We start from the raw sequence: 16325 nt of genomic DNA, 5'->3' as shown, positions 1-16325 counted from the left end.
AAAAAGTCACAAAATGCGAAAAAGGCAAAGCAGTTTGCCTTTTTTATCGCATTTTGTCCCATTTCATGATAGTTTTTCCCTCTTCGTCTTTGTCTATGGCTCCCATGCCCATTATGTTGTAGCCGGCGTCTACATAGTGGACTTCTCCGGTTACTCCGCTGCTAAGATCGCTTAGCAGGTACATTCCACTGTTGCCTACTTCATCTATGGTGACATTTTTACCTAATGGAGAGTTTATCTCATTCCATTTTAGGATGGCTCTAAAGTCGCCTATGCCGCTTGCGGCTAGGGTTTTTATAGGACCTGCGCTGATGGCGTTTACTCTTATGCCTCTGTTTCCAAGATCAACTGCAAGGTATCTTACGCTTGATTCAAGAGCGGCTTTTGCTACTCCCATTACGTTGTAGTGAGGAATGTATTTTGGACCTCCAAGGTATGTTAAAGTTAAAACCGAACCATTGTCATTTAGCACACTTTCACAGGCATTACAAAGTGCTATCAAAGAGTAAACAGAAGTTTGCATAGCTATATCAAAAGCTTTTCTATCTGTATCTATAAATCTCCCATCAAGTGCGGACCTTGGTGCAAAGGCGACAGAGTGCACTATGAAGTCAATCTTCCCAAAATCATTTTTTATAGACTCGGTCAAATTTGCAAGTTCTCCATCGCTATTTACATCAAGTTTGTACACTTTATCACTTCCAAACTCTTCGGCTATGGGTCTTACTCTTTTTTCAAGCTGTTCGTTCAAGTAGGTAAAAGCAAGTTCCGCCCCCTCTCTTGCAGCAGCTTTTGCTATACCGTAAGCTATGGATTTGTTATTGGCTATTCCTACAACCAGCCCTTTTTTTCCCTTCATAAACATATCTATCCTTTTTATTAATTTTGTCCGTTTTTTATAATTTCACAAAAACTTTTTATATCCCAACTTGCACTTCCTATAAGTACACCGTTACAATCTTTTATAGATGCTATCTCCTTTATGTTTGTGCTTTTAACACTACCACCATAAAGAAGGGGTGCTTTTATCTTGAGCTTTAAAGCAGATAAAACTTCATCTATATCCTCTTTTTTTGCACTCACTCCGGTTCCTATAGCCCATATAGGCTCATATGCCACTATCAGGTTTTCATACTCTATATCTATACCGTCAAATTCACTCCAAAGATATTCCATAGTTTTATCTTCATCTCTTATCTCTTTTGATTCTCCTATGCAGTATATGATCTTATAACCCAAGTTTTTAAAAAAATCAAACTTTTTAGCTATGAACTCCTGACTTTCACCAAGTATCATTCGTCTTTCACTGTGCCCTATGAGTATGGTTTTGATATCAAACTCATCCAATTGCTCAAGTCCGATTTCTCCGGTAAATGAGCCTTTCTCGGCAGGATATGCATTTTGAGCTCCTACTGTTATACTTGAAGGAAGATCGAAACTGTTCAGTGCGGTTGAAGGAGGAAAAACATATATATCCTCTTTTACATTATCACTCTTTACAAATCGAACCAATTCGTCAATATAGTTTTTTGTTGAAGCTCTGGTATGATTTGTTTTGAAGTTAGTTGCGTAGATCATCTTTTTTTACCTCCAGTACTTCTATGCCGGGTAGTTTTTTACCCTCCATCAATTCCAGTGATGCCCCGCCTCCGGTGGAGACAAAAGTCATCTCATCTATATCACCCGCTCTTTTGGTAACATCGGCAGTATCACCTCCACCGACGATGGTAGTAGCGTTTGATTCTGCTATATGATGACTCATCATGATGCTTCCTTTGGCAAATTTATCTATCTCATAAACCCCCATAGGACCGTTCCATACGATAACTTGCACGTCATTGATAACTTCTCTAAAAAGCCTTGAACTTGCAGGTCCTATATCCAGTCCCATCCAATCTTTTGGGATCTCCTGGGATGGAAGATACTTGATGGTAGCATGTTCATCGATCTTTGGAGCTACAACCAGATCAACCGGCAGGTAAAATTTGACATCGTTTTCAAGAGCCTTTTGCATGATCTCTTTTGCTCTTTCTATCAAATCCTCTTCAACTAATGACTTACCCACCTCATAACCTTGTGCTTTTAAAAATGTAAATGCCATACCACCGCCTATGATGATCTTGTCCACTTTATTGATAAGGTTATATAGGGCTTGAAGTTTTCCCGATACTTTGCTTCCTCCAACTACCGCCAAGAAAGGTCTATCTGGGTTCTGTAAAGTTTTACTGAAAAAGTTAACCTCTTTGGTGAGTAAAAACCCGGCTGCTCTGGCACTTGGGGGAAATTGTAAAGCCAAAGCATATATGGAAGCGTGTTTTCTATGGCATGCACCAAAAGCATCGTTGATGTAAACATCCGCAAACTGTGCCAACTCTTTGGCAAATTTTTCATCATTGGTAGTCTCACCCGGATGAAATCTCAAATTTGCTAAAAGTAGGATATCACCGTTTTTAAGCTGTTTTGCTTTGGCTTTGGCATCTTCACCTACTACATCTTTTGCTTTTAGTATCTCTTTTTTCAAAAGTGTATGAAGCCTTTTTGCAACGGGATTGAGTGAGTATTTCTCTTCGTAAACTCCGGGTGTAGGTCTTTCGAAGTGGCTTCCGAGTATGATTTTACAGTCATGGTCTATGCAGTATCTTATGGTTGGTAGTGCCGCCCTTATCCTTCTGTCATCGGTTATGTTGCCAAATTCATCTTTGGGAACGTTAAAATCACATCTTATAAAAACCCTCTTTCCCTCTATATCTATATCTTTGATAGTTTGCAACATATTTTATCCTTTTACAACATGTACTGCCATATCGACAAGTCTTTCGGAGTATCCCCACTCATTGTCATACCAACTCATTACTTTTATCATATTGCCCTCTATCACTTGCAAAAGATCAAGAGGAACTATAGTGCTTATACTCTCCCCGTTGAAATCACTTGAAACAAGTTTGTCATTGTCTATGCCTATAAGCCCTTTATACTCATTTTGCGAGGCATTTGCTATAAGATCTTTCAATTCATCCAAGGAGATACTTTTATTTACCATGACACTCAAGTCAATCATAGAAACATTAGGAGTCGGTACTCTAACAGCAAGTCCTTGCAATTTTCCTTGAAGCTCAGGCAAAACCAAGCCTATGGCTTTTGCGGCTCCTGTTGTAGTAGGTATGATATTTACCGCTGCGGCTCTTGCTCTTCTTAAATCTTTTTTGTGTTTAACATCGAGTAGATTTTGATCGTTTGTATAAGAGTGTATAGTAGTCATCAAGCCTTTTTGCACACCAAGGTTATCATTTAAAAGTTTTACGATAGGTGCCAAAGCATTGGTGGTGCAACTTGCATTTGAGACTATACTCTCACCATTGTATCTATCACTGTTTACTCCCATAACAAATGTCGGAGTATCATCTTTTGCAGGAGCGGAAAAGACTACCTTTTTTACCCCGTTTTGTATATGAGGCATCGCTTTTTCCTGAGTTAAAAGTGCTCCGGTACACTCCAAGACTACATCAGCACCGTATTTGGCAAATTCAAGATTGTTGGGATCTCTGTCACTGAAAAATTTTACTTTTTGAGAGCCGATTTGCATAAAGTCATCTTCAAGTATTTCAACAACTTCATCAAATTTACCATGGACTGAGTCATACTTTAAAAGATTTTTTGTCATATCCCTTGAGCTCGTATCGTTTACCGCAACAAGCTCTACGCCTTCTCTTTTGGTAATGATCCTAGCAGCGCATCTACCAATCCTTCCAAAACCATTGATCGCAACCCTAATGGCCATTTTGAATTCCTTTAAAAAAAATATTGAGATATTTTAGTATAATTTGGTTTAAAGATGGTTTTAAAGGATATTTTTGAAAAATCAAAAAAAGCTAAATATAGCACTTTTTGGAGGAAGTTTCGATCCTCCACATATTGGTCATCAAATGATAGTGAATACGGCACTTAAAGAACTTGATATAGACAAACTATTTATAGTACCGGCATATTTAAATCCTTTTAAAAAGAGTTATTTTGCGCCTCCAAAAAAAAGATACAAATGGGTAAAAAAACTTTTCAAAGATAACGAAAAAGTCGAAGTACTGGATTTTGAGATAAAAAAAGAGAGATCAGTCCCAACCATAGAAACAGTCAAATATCTTTACAACACATACGATATAGATAAATTCTATCTTATCATAGGAGATGACAACCTCAAAAGTTTACACAAATGGAAAGATTATGAAAAACTAAAACAGATGGTCACTTTTGTAGTTGTTACAAGATATGAAAGTTTTAAAATTTTTAATAAAATTATAGATAAAAATGAAAATTTTGAAAATTTTATCTCTTGCCCAAATGGGCAAAGCTTTAGTGAGAGGAATTTTAGGTGGAATTCATTTCCAACTAAAAGGAGAATTACAAATGGCAAAGAGTACCCGAAAAACTTGAAAATTTTGAAAATTTCAGCTAATATTAGCTCCACAAAACTAAGAATCAATTTGGATGCAAAATTTCTGCCAAATTCCATTTCAAAAGATATCATAAATTACTATAACTGATGTTACGCACCATATATAGTTTTAGATGTTTTTTGCAACATTTCATTACAAGGCAGAAAGTTGAAAAGCTACTTCCTGTAACTTGAGACTTTCTAACGAAGTAAGGGAGTGTTGCAAAAAGCACCCGAAGGGCAAGACAATAAGGCATTATCTGACATCGTTAGATTTTCTCACCTTAACTACGGTTAGGCTTTCGAAAATCTGCCTTGCATATAACGCCTTCTTGTCTTGTCTAAAATTATATATGGTGCGTAACATCAGTTACTATAAGGAAAAAAATGACAAACAAACTTGATACAATAGCTCAAACCATAGATGAAAAAAAGGGTGAAAATATACAGATCTTCGATATGAAAGATAAAGATTATTTCGTCGATAGCGTTATCATAGCTTCGACATTGGGCGATAGACACGGATATGCTCTTCTTGATACCTTAAAAACGAAACTAAAAGAGGAAAACGAAGAGATACTTGCCGTTGAAGAGGGCGACAACTGGATAGTCATAGACTTGGGAGATACGCTCATACACTTAATGACTCCTGAGTATAGAGCAAAGTACAATATAGAAGAATTTTTAGACAGTTACAAACCAGAAGTTACCAGGGATCAGTAATCTACATCTTATCCTTTGCTGTTATACCCATTAGTTTCAAACCTACTCTGATACTCAGGGCTGCCAAGGCAAAGACTTTTAAAAGCTTCTCTTCATCACTTGATCCTATGATTTTTTGTTCATTGTAAAATTTGTGTAAAAAGCCTGCTAAGTTTTTAAGATATTCACTAAGTTTTTGTAAAGCTCTCTGAGTTAAAGCATCCTCAAGAACTTCAGGAAGTAAAAGTGCATAAAAAAGAAGGTTTTTCGCATTTTCATTTATGCCTTCAATGCTGACATTTACTACATCTTCGACTTTTTTTCCGCTTTTTTCAAAGAGTTGGTTGACCCTAGCATGAGCATAGTTTATGTAGTATATGGGGTTTGAACTATCATTTGCTTTTAGAGTTTCTATATCAAATTCAAGATGAGTGTCACTTTTTTTGGTTAAAAAGACAAACCTCAAAGCATCACTTCCTATCTCTTTTACGATATCACTCATCAATATAAAATTACCCGCTCTTTTACTCATTTTATATGGCTCTCCTCCTTTTAAAAGAGAAACCATTTGAGAAAGGATTACTTCAAGTCTGCTTTCATCATATCCCAAAAATTTTACAGCGGCTTTTACTCTTGCAATATATCCGTGGTGATCTGCTCCCCAGATATTTATATATCTGTCATATCCTCTTTCAAACTTGTCATTGTGGTATATGATATCGCCTGCAAGATATGTGGCTCTTCCGTCTTCTCTAACTACAACTCTGTCTTTTTCATCACCAAACTGGGTTGACCTTAGCCACCATTTACCATCTTTTTCATACAGTGCATCATGTGATTTTAACTTGTCAAAAACTTTATCCCATTTTGCATAAAGCTCTTTTTCACTGACGAAGTTGTCAAACTCTATGCCGCACTCTTTAAGGTTTGACTTGATAAGCTCAAGCATTTTATCCTTTGCCCAAGATGAGAGTTTTTCTATATTTTGCTCACCATCAAATATACTTTTACCAAAATGCTCATATGCCTCTCTTGCCAAGTCGTTTATATACTCGCCTCTGTAGTACTCATCAGGCCAAGTAACTTCTTCATCACCAAATTGGTCTCTTCCACTTAAATAAACCGAAAGTCCCAAAAGATATATCTGATTACCTGCATCATTGACATAATACTCCGTATCTATATCATATCCGAGATGTTTTGCTATCCTGTAAAGCGTATCCCCGAACACGGCACCTCTGGCATGTCCTATATGAAGTGGGCCGGTTGGATTGGCACTTACATATTCCAAAAGAATTTTTTCATTTTTCTTATCTTTTGCAAAGTTATTTTCGTTTTTTAGTGCATTGGTAGCTTCGTTATCCAAAAAAATATCGCTCAATTTTAGATTGATATATCCTTTTACAGCTTCTACATCGCAAAATATCTCTTCGCCGTTTAACTTTTTACTTAGATCTTCAGCTATTATCATAGGTGATTTTCTAAGTGTTTTAGCAAGAGAAAAGGCTACCGGAGTTGAGTAGTGACCAAATCTTATCTCTTTTGGTTTTTCCAGGATAAAATCAGCATCAATATAGCTTTTTAAAGAATTATAAACTTTTTTTTTCAAGATGGAAAACCTATGCTTTGTCTGTTTCGTTAACAGTCTCTTTGTGACTTTCTTTCTCTTTTTCCTCTATCTTTTCATTGGTAGTAGATACTTCTTCATCCTCTTCCTTGACAGCTTTTTTAAAGTCTTTTATACCTTTTCCAAGCCCTTTGGCAAGATCAGGTATCTTTTTAGCTCCAAAAAGTATGATAACAATTGCAAGTATTATCAGTAATTCTTGTGTTCCAAAACCCATAAAAATCTCCTTTGTAAAAATTGATTGTATTATACAAATAAAAAACTTAATACACTATTTTATTATGCTGTTTTCCACTCTTTAATAAAATTATCAAGGTCAAAGTTTGGAGTTTTGACTCTTGAGGCTATCGCTATGCTTAAAAGCTCTTTTTTTGCCCTCTCTAGTTCATCATTTATGATAAAAAAGTCATACTCTTTAGCCATCTCCAACTCTTCTATGGCATTTTTAACTCTTTTTTCTATGACCTCTTTGGTATCCGTCGCTCTTTTTAAGAGTCTGATTTGTAGTTCTTTTAGTGAAGGAGTCGTTATAAAAACAGAAGTTATCAAGTTTTGAAGTTTTTTTCTTGCTTGCAAAAAACCTTGAACATCTATATCAAAAAGTACGAGTTTTCCTTCTTCTATGGCTTTTAAAGTATGTTTAAAGGAAGTTCCATAGTAATTGCCGTGTACTTTTGCCCACTCAAGAAAAAAACCCTCTTTTATATCTTTTTCAAACTCCTCAACGGTGGCGAAATGATAATCCACCCCCTCTTTTTCACCTTCTCTTTTTTTTCTTGTAGTAACAGAAACAGAAAAGTATATATCGTTTATCTCTTTTTCAAGCTCACTTACCAAAGAGCTCTTTCCGGCACCGCTTGGGCCTGATATAAGAAGAATGGAACCTTTACGTTTCAAGAATGTCCTTTTATTTTTTATTTTTGTTGTAGAATTTGATCCTTATCTCCATACCGTCTAAGACTTCTCTAAGTGTATCAATATCGAGCAATTTGTCAGCTATCTCTTCTTGAAGTTTGACTAGGTCTTCCCCTTTTATTTTTTTCTTCTTATCTTTTTTCTTTTTACTTTTATCTTTGGCAGGCTTACTCTCTTCTAGTGATTCTATATACATATCTTCCTCTTTATCGCTGTTGTCTTCTTCTGCGGGACTTGCTTCTTCAAACAATTCTTTCAAACTCTCTTCATCTATCAAATCCAACTCTTCTTGGACATCACTGCTTTGCTCTTGGATATCACTTTCTTGTAGCTCGTTTTGGTCTTCCGAAGGCAGTTCATTATCTGATATATCTTCATCTTCAGCTTCGTCGACGCTCAAGTCATCCTCTTCTTTGTCCTCATTTTTATCTTCATCATTCGATAGCTCTATATCCTCGATTTCATTGATTTCTTCAGGCTCATTTGGTATTTCTTCGGCTTCATTTATCTTCTCATCCTCTTTATCATTAACCTCTGCCGTTTCTTCTTCATTTTCAACAGCTTCTTCATCTATGACATCGCTAAAATCATCTTTCAAGTCTGAGATATCAAAATTCTCCTGCATAGGCTCTACGGTGTCATTCTCATCAACTATTTGACTATCAATATCCAAGTCATTTACTTCACTCTCTTCCTCATTTTCATCTAACAGTTCCTTTACTTCCAAGATATCTTCTTTATCCAGTATGGAGCCACTGCTCTCTTCTTTATCTTCATCCAAAGAAATCTCATCATTTGAATCTTCACTTTCCTCTTCATCTAATTTGATACTCTCTTCATCATCTATAAACAAGTCTTCATCTACTGATAATTCTTCATCAGCTATCTCTTCTTCTAAATTCACATAATCTTTTTCTTCTTTTTTTGGCACTTCATCGGTTTTTTCATCATCATCTTCTTCCAGGTTCTCCATAACCAAATCATCCATCAAAAACTCTTCTTTATCACTATCATCCAACTCATCTTCTATGCTATCAGTTATCTCTTCATCGGTTGTTTCTTCATCAAGTACTTTTTGCATACTTGAAATGTTATCCACTATATCTTGGAAATCACTGGGTAGGAACGGTTTTGTCAGCATATATTTATAACCATCTGGTTTTTGAGAACCTTTGGAGCCGATATATACTATCTCGTCACATTTCGTTTTTGCTTTAAGTAGCTCTATATCTATCTCTTTAGCTATTTCATCATCAACAAAAACCAAATCTTTCGGCCCATCACCCAATTCAGTTATATCATTTGTCTCTTCGACTGCATAGTCATATTTTTTGGCTGTCAAATGTATGAGTTTCGAAACGGAAGAGTTTGTGTTGATAAGTAAAATTTGCATTTTTTTCTCCAAATTTTTAATTTGGTAACTATTTTATAATAAAATCTTTTTAATACAGTTTAAAAGAGTATGGTTAAGTGATTTATAGCTTCCAAAAACTCTCTTTTAAAGATATACATAATCGATCCAAGTATGACTGTAAGCACCATAAAAGATATGGCTATCTTTATAGGAAACCCAACTACCAAAAGGTTGAACTGAGGCATAGTCTTCATGAGCATACCAAAAATCACATCACTTAAAAGAGAAAGCGCAATAATGGGAAAAGAGATAACAAAGCCCAGTACAAACATATTTGATACTGCTTTTGATATGTAGTGCCATACAGATATATCAGGATAAAATCCACCAAGATTTATATAGCCTATAGACTTGCTTAAAAACATAAGTATCAAATGATGTCCGTTGAAAGCCAAAAGAACAAGAAGTGCCAAAAGCATGATAAATCTTCCTATAACCGGCGAATTTACTCCGGTCATAGGATCTATACTACTAGCGAGTGAAAAGCCCATCACAAACGATATCTGTTCTCCTGCCAAGCCAAGTGCACCAAATACGATCTGAAGTATGGTACCGCCCACAAGACCTAAAAAAAGTTCACTGACAGCCGCCAATGCCAATGTCGTTATATCAAAGTTTTGTATATCCAAGATAGCATTTGGAAATAAAAAAACAGTGATAAAAAAAGCAAAAAGCGCCTTCATGCCAATCGGTATGGAACCGTATGAGTAAAAAGGGAAAAAAGCCATAACTCCGCTAACCCTGGTAAACAAAAGTAAAAAGATGATTGCATTGTCACCACTTATCAAATGCAAAAATTCCATTTACTTCTCCCTTATAAGATTTGCCTCTTTGAGTCTGTATATTTTATCACATTTTTTTGCCAAATCCTCATCGTGAGTTACTAAAAAGAGTGCGGATTCTTTATCATATATATAGTCAAATATCGCTTCTATGACATTTCTGGCAGTTTGTCTATCGAGATTTCCCGTCGGCTCATCGGCAAAAACTATCTTTGGTTTTTTTGTAAGCACCCTGGCTATCGATACCCGCTGTTGCTGACCTCCTGAGAGTTCGGTCACTTTTTTGTTTAAAGCATTGTCGATACTCAAAAGTTTTATCAGGCTATTGTCTATGGGCTGATTTGTAAGAACCGAGGATAATTCTATATTTTCAAAAGCACTAAAACCGTTGAAAAGATAGTGTGATTGAAAAATGATACCGATATCTTCTCTTCTTAAACTTAAAAGTTTATCCTGAGAGAGAGCATATATATCTTTACCCTCGATAAATACTTTACCGTCATTTGGTTTTAAAAGGGTCGAGAGTATATGAAGGAGCGAAGATTTACCACTTCCGCTGATACCGAGTATTGCTATGCTTTCTTTTTTATCGAGTGAGAGATTTACGTCATTGAAAAGAGGATATTCAAAAGAGTGAGAAATACCCTCACATCTTAGGAGGATATCTTCACTCTTTTTGGTTTGTGGGTTACTAAACAAAGCCTTTCCCTTCTTTGTTCGTTTTCAAGTTTCCCACAACCGTATTATACTACATTATTTTAATTGTTCGGCAACTTCCGAAGCAAAATCACAACCTTTTTTCTCCAAGCCTTCTCCAAGCTCAAATCTAACATACTCTACTATCTCTATCTTTCCGCCAAATTCTTTTGACTTTTCTTCAAGTACCTGCTCTACAGTTTTTTTATCATCCATTACATAAAACTGGCTAAGAAGCGTTAACTCTTGATCCAAAAGGGTATTGTCAGCTATAAATCTTTCCATTTGTCCAGGTATGATCCTGTCCCATATCTTTTCTGGTTTTCCTTGAGCTTTTAGTGCCTCTTCAAGCTCTTTTTTGGCTTCAGCCAAAACTTCATCAGTTAGTTGAAGTCTGCTTGCATATTTTGGAACATGTTTTAAAGTCTTTCCAAGTCTTTTTAGTTCTTCATTTTGTTTTTCAACTTCAGCTTTTAGTGCCGCAGTCTCTTTTTCAACAAATTCAGGGTCCAACTCTTTGTAACTTATATATTTTGGTTTCATTGCCGCAGCATGCATCGCTATATTTTTCAAAAGTCCAGCTGCTTTTTTAGCTACTTCTTCATTTTCACATTTTGCGCCCACTAGAACCCCGACTCTTCCGTTAGAGTGAGCATAACCGTTTACTACACCGGCATATCCCGCTTTTATGGTTGCAACTCTTCTAAGTACCAGGTTTTCACCTATAGTTGCTATCTGGGTATTGAAAAACTCTTCAAAAGTCTCACCCTCTATATCTCTTTTTTTGATTTCGTCTATGTCAACACTGTCAACTGATTGAACAAAATCTGTTACTTTTTTCGTAAGATTTATAAAGTTTTCATTTTTTGCTACAAAGTCTGTTTCAGAGTTTATCTCAGTCATGGTTGCAACTTTAAAATCATCACTTACCTTAACTGTTATTAAACCTTCACTTGCAAGTCTGTCTGATTTTTTGGCCGCTTTTCCAAGACCTTTTTCTCTTAAAATATCCATAGCTTTTTGGATATCTCCGTCAGTTTCACTAAGAGCTTTTTTGCAGTCCATCATACCTGCTCCGCTCATTTGTCTCAATTCTTTTACTAATGCCGCGCTGATTGCTGCCATTGTTATTCTCCTTCTTTCTCGGGCTCTACCGGACTCTCTTCGGCTGCTTTTGGTGTTTCTTCGTTATCTTGTGTTTTAGGGGTCTCTTCTTCACCCTCTTTCTCTTCAATCACAGGAGCTTCCTCATCACTTTCTTGATCTTGGGCCAATATCTCTTTTCCTTCTATGATAGCTTCACACATCTCTTTACAGAAAAGCTGTATGCTTCTGATAGCATCGTCATTGCCTGGAATCGGATAGTCTATCACATCAGGGTCACAGTTCGTATCTATCGGTGCAACTACGGGGATGCCCAGTCTGTTTGCTTCTTTTACGGCGATTCTCTCTTTTACGGTATCTATAACAAAGATCATATCAGGTGCACCTTTCATATCTTTGATACCGCCAAGATAATCCATCAACTTATCTTTTTTTCTTCTAAGAACCAATGCCTCTTTTTTTGTAAGTAGATCCAGCTGTCCTTCTTCTTCCATTTTTTGAATGATTTCAAGCTTTCTTATGGATTGTTTGATAGTTTGAAAGTTTGTAAGCATACCGCCAAGCCATCTGTGATCGACATAAGGCATACCACATTTTGTAGCATACTCTTTTATGGCTGCATTTGCCTGTTTTTTAGTTCCTACAAAAAGGATAGTCTTTCCCTCTGCTGCCGCATCTCTTACTACATTGTAAGTATATCTGAAATATCTCAAAGTCTTTTGTAAGTCAATGATATAGATATTTTTTCTTTCACCAAAGATGTATTTTTTCATCTTTGGATTCCATCTTCTTGTTTGGTGTCCAAAGTGAACGCCGCACTCCAATAGGTCCTTCATAGTAACCATAGTGTCTCCTTGTAATTTTGGTTTTAGGGCATATTTAAACCCTACATCCTCCACACCCATCAACGATTTACTCGCAACCTTTAAGGATTGGTGTGTGTGAGATTAAGGATTGGATTATACCCGTTTTTTCATTAAAATTTATTTAAACTGTATATGTATATATTTAGTTCATAAAATTAACCTTTCATGTTAAGATTATCATCGAATATGTCGATATATCGTCAACAGTTATTTTCAAAAAAATACAGCCGATAATATTGCAAATTCATTGCAATATTATCGGTATGGTATATAAAAATATAATAGCAATTTAAGAAAGTTTCAGATAAAGTTTTACGAATTTTTAAGAAAGGTTTTTTTGCGTAGTTTTACATTCTTTATAATTATTATATTGGCAATATCAAATATCATTGCAGTAAATTATAACAATAAAACTTTTACCATAACCACTTCTGTTATTATCGGCATTACTGCCTTATGCCTTTTGTGTTATAATTATTTTAAAAATGCCCGCAAAGGAGAGGCTTTACACTTTTCGACCCTGCCGGGCAGGGATTTACTCTTGAAAAAACTAGAGCATCATCAAGGTAAAAGACCAAAAGCTTTGATACTCATAAACATAGACTCTTTTGAAGATATAAACGATTTTTTCGGATATGACTTCGGAGATAAAGTCTTACAGGAGATTTCCAAATGGCTTATGAAACATTTACCTGATGAATATTCCGAGCTTTACAAACTTGAAGCCGACAACTTTGCAATTTTTACCGAAAAATATGATAACGACAAAGAGTTAAATGAGTATCTTAGCAAACTATCAAGCGATATTATAAATAGGAATTTTCTCATCTCAGACAATGAACTAGACATCGGTTTTACCATAGGAGCAGCCATAAACAGCGACAATCTCTTGAAACTTACTCATAGTGCATTTAAAAAATCGAAACTTAAAAAAACACAATTTGAGATTTACCATGATGATAAAAATGGCGATGATATACATGAAAAAAACATAAAAGTAAACAAGATCATAAAAAGATCGATACAAAAACACAACGTCATTCCTTTTTTTCAACCCATTTACAATATAAAGCTTCACAAAATAGATAAATACGAATCCCTGATGAGACTTAAGCTTGAAGACGGTACCTTTATGGAACCTTCAGAGTTTTTACAAATCTCAAAACACTCAAAACTCTATCCGAGACTGACAAAAGAGATGTTCAACAAAGTAGTTGATGGGATAAACTCTTCCAAAGTGGAATATTCGATAAATTTATCCGTCGATGATATACTTGACTATCAAACAAGAAATTATATACTTGACAAACTTGAAAAAAGTGATGTAGGTTCTTGGCTTGTTTTTGAAATCCTTGAAAGTGAGGGCATAAAAAACTATAAAGAAGTTACCCGTTTTTTACGTGAAATCAAAGCTTTGGGTGCAAAGATAGCCATAGATGATTTTGGCAGCGGCTACTCAAACTTTGAATACATCTTGAAACTCGATGTGGATTTTTTAAAAGTTGACGGTTCGCTCATAAGAAATATAGATATCAACGAGGATACCCAGATCATAGCCGGAACTATCGTCAACTTTGCAAAAAAACTAAATATCAAAACCATCGCCGAATTCGTACACAACAAAGATATATATGACAGGATAAAAGCGATGGGATTTGACTATGCTCAGGGGTATTACATAGGCAAGCCAGATCCTCATCTGGCAACCTCAAAGGATTTGAACTACTTAAATGGCAAAGATGAGATAAATCTTTTTACTGTTTAGTATCTCATGCCATCCTCAGTCATTGCTGTATCATATCGGCATTTGAAAGTATCTGTTTATTTATACGATCTATATCAAGTCCACTTTGATCATCAAGCTCTCCGATCAAATCTTTTCTTATGTATATGGTAAGCCTGGCCAATGCTCTGTTTAAATGATTTGCATCATCGACACTTACTATGCCGTCTTCTGTTTCATGATTGAAAACTTCCAAGAAGAGTTGATACTCATCCAAAACCGCTGGTGAAGCGACCAGTGCAAGCCTGTGAGTATTGAAAGTGAGTCTGTTTTTATCATCTTTACTCAATACTTTTTTTTGAACTATCTCTTCCATTAGATCGATGATCTTTTGATAAGTTTCGCTTTTTAGTTCCAAAAATTTTATACTTTGTTCTTTTTGGAGTTCAACTTCAGTTTGTTTGTTTAATAACATTGCAGTTATAAGTACTGTTGCCAATGTTCCTAATATTATAAGCACGATTTCTTGAGTAAAAGGCATTTTATCACTCATATGATATGCCAATCTAAGAAAAAAGTAACCTCCCACAAATACAAAAGCACTCAATATCATTAAGATTATATTGTTTTTATACCATTTTTTTATTTTTATCCTTTACTTCAGCATTATAATGCCGCAAAACCTTCCACATTTTCCATCTCTTCGATACGAAAAGTACTTTTTGTTGCAACATGTACAAGTAGTTGAAATTTTGATATTTTCTTCATTTAAACCCATACTTAAGAGTTGGTCATAGAGCATACTTTTGATATCCAGATAGTAACTGTTGTCTTTTATTTTGATATATTTTTTATCTATTTCATCAGCTATCTCTTTTCCTACTTCATAGCAACAAACTCCTATGGAAGGTCCGATTGCGACAACTATATCTTCAACATTTGAGTCAAATTCTCTCAAGAACAAACCGATAGCACTTTTTACTATCTCTTTTTTTGTTCCGACTCTACCGCTGTGAAGTGCAGTAACGACTTTTTTTGCCCTGTCATACAAAAGTACCGGCGCACAATCAGCCGCCATGGTCATGAGTGGGATTTTTCTTTTGGCGGTTATAAGTCCGTCATACTCTTTTATCTCATTGATAAAACTGTTTTGTATGATTTTTATATGATTTGAGTGCACTTGTTTCATACAAACTAAATTTTCAAGCAAAAAGCCGTTATCATCTGCTATAATCTGTCTATTTTGAACGATATTTCGTATGTTATTACCAACATTACTACTTACATTTAAACTCTCATAAACACCTTTTGAAACTCCGCCATACCTGTCAGTAAAAAACGCCAAAACATCATCATCTTCAAACCAAGCTCTTGCATAACTCATGGTATTCCTTCACATCCGCCCATCAACTCATTCACCAAACCGCCATTATCTTATCCACTTCATCCCAGCTTACTTTTTTCTCTTTTTTAAATATATGATAAATATATCTAGCAAACATATCTGTTTCTATATTGACTCTTCTTCCTGGCTTATACTCTTTTATGAGTGTATTTTGTACCGTTATAGGGATAATAGTGAGCCTAAAGCTATCTTCATACACATCGTTGATAGTCAAACTGACTCCGTCTATGGCGATACTGCCTTTGGGTACTATGAATTTCATAAACTCTTTTTTTACTTTGATGAAAATATCGAGATTTTTCCCTTGTGAGCTGATTTGCTCAATAGCCCCAAGAGTATCTATATGACCTTGTAGTATATGCCCTTCAATCCTGTCTTGAAGTCTCATGGCGGGCTCGATATGAACTTTACCGTTGTAATTTTCAAGTGCAACTATGCTTTTACTCTCATGAGAAAGCTCCACTTCAAAACCGCCCTCATATACTCTAACGACACTCAAACATGCACCGTTTACCGCGATAGAATCCCCCAATGCCGGTCTATAGGTCGCATCTATGATAAGTTTGTCATTTTGAACTCTGCTTTTAGCTATCTCTCTAATCAATCCGGTAAACAATTTCATCCTTTACAACATCAGTTATGAAATAAGTTCTTTATTATAG

General features: G+C 35.6%; 18 protein-coding genes. 3 read left to right on the top strand and 15 right to left on the bottom strand.

What is annotated here, in order from left to right; all coding sequences use genetic code 11:
- Window positions 1-43 precede the first annotated feature (43 nt).
- Genes fabI through gap form a run of 4 tightly spaced genes read right to left on the bottom strand, consistent with a single transcriptional unit; the run spans window position 44 to window position 3778 of the window.
- Window positions 44-865, bottom strand: a complete 822-nt coding sequence (fabI, locus tag ACZ47B_RS00225) for an enoyl-ACP reductase FabI (protein WP_464894665.1) — start codon at window positions 863-865, stop codon at window positions 44-46.
- 14 nt (window positions 866-879) lie between these two features.
- The gene (locus ACZ47B_RS00220; RefSeq protein ID WP_464894664.1) at window positions 880-1578 is read right to left on the bottom strand and encodes a triose-phosphate isomerase; all 699 of its coding nucleotides are present in this window, start codon (window positions 1576-1578) and stop codon (window positions 880-882) included.
- Window positions 1562-2773, bottom strand: coding sequence for a phosphoglycerate kinase (locus ACZ47B_RS00215; RefSeq protein ID WP_464894663.1), 1212 nt, complete (start codon window positions 2771-2773; stop codon window positions 1562-1564). Before ACZ47B_RS00215 ends, ACZ47B_RS00220 begins: the two co-directional genes overlap by 17 nt.
- 3 nt (window positions 2774-2776) lie before the next feature.
- Window positions 2777-3778, bottom strand: a complete 1002-nt coding sequence (gene gap / locus ACZ47B_RS00210) for a type I glyceraldehyde-3-phosphate dehydrogenase (protein WP_464894662.1) — start codon at window positions 3776-3778, stop codon at window positions 2777-2779.
- 73 nt (window positions 3779-3851) lie between these two features.
- Between gap and nadD the strand changes: the two genes are divergently transcribed.
- Window positions 3852-4538, top strand: a complete 687-nt coding sequence (gene nadD / locus ACZ47B_RS00205; protein ID WP_464894661.1) for a nicotinate (nicotinamide) nucleotide adenylyltransferase — start codon at window positions 3852-3854, stop codon at window positions 4536-4538.
- Window positions 4539-4816: 278 nt separating this feature from the next.
- The gene (gene rsfS, locus ACZ47B_RS00200; RefSeq protein WP_464894660.1) at window positions 4817-5152 is read left to right on the top strand and encodes a ribosome silencing factor; all 336 of its coding nucleotides are present in this window, start codon (window positions 4817-4819) and stop codon (window positions 5150-5152) included.
- A gap of 1 nt (window position 5153) precedes the next feature.
- Here the strand turns inward: rsfS and argS are convergent, their stop codons facing one another.
- From argS to rpsB, 8 genes are all read right to left on the bottom strand, one after another.
- Window positions 5154-6740, bottom strand: a complete 1587-nt coding sequence (argS, locus tag ACZ47B_RS00195; protein WP_464894659.1) for an arginine--tRNA ligase — start codon at window positions 6738-6740, stop codon at window positions 5154-5156.
- 10 nt (window positions 6741-6750) lie between these two features.
- Window positions 6751-6975 carry a twin-arginine translocase TatA/TatE family subunit gene (locus tag ACZ47B_RS00190; protein WP_464894658.1) on the bottom strand — a complete coding sequence of 75 codons (225 nt, stop codon included), beginning with the start codon at window positions 6973-6975 and terminating at the stop codon, window positions 6751-6753.
- Window positions 6976-7037: 62 nt separating this feature from the next.
- Window positions 7038-7655 (bottom strand): guanylate kinase, encoded by a 618-nt coding sequence (gene gmk / locus ACZ47B_RS00185; RefSeq protein WP_464894657.1) that lies wholly within the window; start codon window positions 7653-7655, stop codon window positions 7038-7040.
- 10 nt (window positions 7656-7665) lie between these two features.
- A complete protein-coding gene (locus ACZ47B_RS00180) occupies window positions 7666-9066 on the bottom strand; it encodes a hypothetical protein (RefSeq protein WP_464894656.1) in 1401 nt (466 codons plus the stop codon).
- Between the two features lie 59 nt (window positions 9067-9125).
- The gene (fliR, locus tag ACZ47B_RS00175; protein WP_464894655.1) at window positions 9126-9890 is read right to left on the bottom strand and encodes a flagellar biosynthetic protein FliR; all 765 of its coding nucleotides are present in this window, start codon (window positions 9888-9890) and stop codon (window positions 9126-9128) included.
- Window positions 9891-10568 carry an ABC transporter ATP-binding protein gene (locus ACZ47B_RS00170; RefSeq protein WP_464894654.1) on the bottom strand — a complete coding sequence of 226 codons (678 nt, stop codon included), beginning with the start codon at window positions 10566-10568 and terminating at the stop codon, window positions 9891-9893. It lies immediately after the preceding gene.
- 54 nt (window positions 10569-10622) lie between these two features.
- The gene (gene tsf, locus ACZ47B_RS00165; RefSeq protein ID WP_464894653.1) at window positions 10623-11690 is read right to left on the bottom strand and encodes a translation elongation factor Ts; all 1068 of its coding nucleotides are present in this window, start codon (window positions 11688-11690) and stop codon (window positions 10623-10625) included.
- Window positions 11691-11692: 2 nt separating this feature from the next.
- Window positions 11693-12514: a 30S ribosomal protein S2 gene (gene rpsB / locus ACZ47B_RS00160; RefSeq protein ID WP_464894652.1), complete on the bottom strand. Its 822-nt coding sequence runs from the start codon at window positions 12512-12514 to the stop codon at window positions 11693-11695.
- 562 nt (window positions 12515-13076) lie between these two features.
- Here rpsB and ACZ47B_RS00155 point away from each other — a divergent pair.
- A complete protein-coding gene (locus ACZ47B_RS00155) occupies window positions 13077-14300 on the top strand; it encodes an EAL domain-containing protein (RefSeq protein ID WP_464894651.1) in 1224 nt (407 codons plus the stop codon).
- A gap of 19 nt (window positions 14301-14319) precedes the next feature.
- Here the strand turns inward: ACZ47B_RS00155 and ACZ47B_RS00150 are convergent, their stop codons facing one another.
- The 3 genes from ACZ47B_RS00150 to ribE all read right to left on the bottom strand — a co-directional run bounded on the left by ACZ47B_RS00150 (window position 14320) and on the right by ribE (window position 16279).
- Window positions 14320-14811: a hypothetical protein gene (locus ACZ47B_RS00150; RefSeq protein ID WP_464894650.1), complete on the bottom strand. Its 492-nt coding sequence runs from the start codon at window positions 14809-14811 to the stop codon at window positions 14320-14322.
- Between the two features lie 102 nt (window positions 14812-14913).
- Window positions 14914-15642, bottom strand: coding sequence for a peptidoglycan editing factor PgeF (pgeF, locus tag ACZ47B_RS00145; protein WP_464894649.1), 729 nt, complete (start codon window positions 15640-15642; stop codon window positions 14914-14916).
- Window positions 15643-15673: 31 nt separating this feature from the next.
- The gene (gene ribE, locus ACZ47B_RS00140) at window positions 15674-16279 is read right to left on the bottom strand and encodes a riboflavin synthase (protein ID WP_464894648.1); all 606 of its coding nucleotides are present in this window, start codon (window positions 16277-16279) and stop codon (window positions 15674-15676) included.
- Window positions 16280-16325: the final 46 nt, after the last annotated feature.

Source organism: Thiofractor thiocamini, from assembly GCF_055384375.1.
This window is presented reverse-complemented; position numbering and strand designations above follow the sequence as displayed.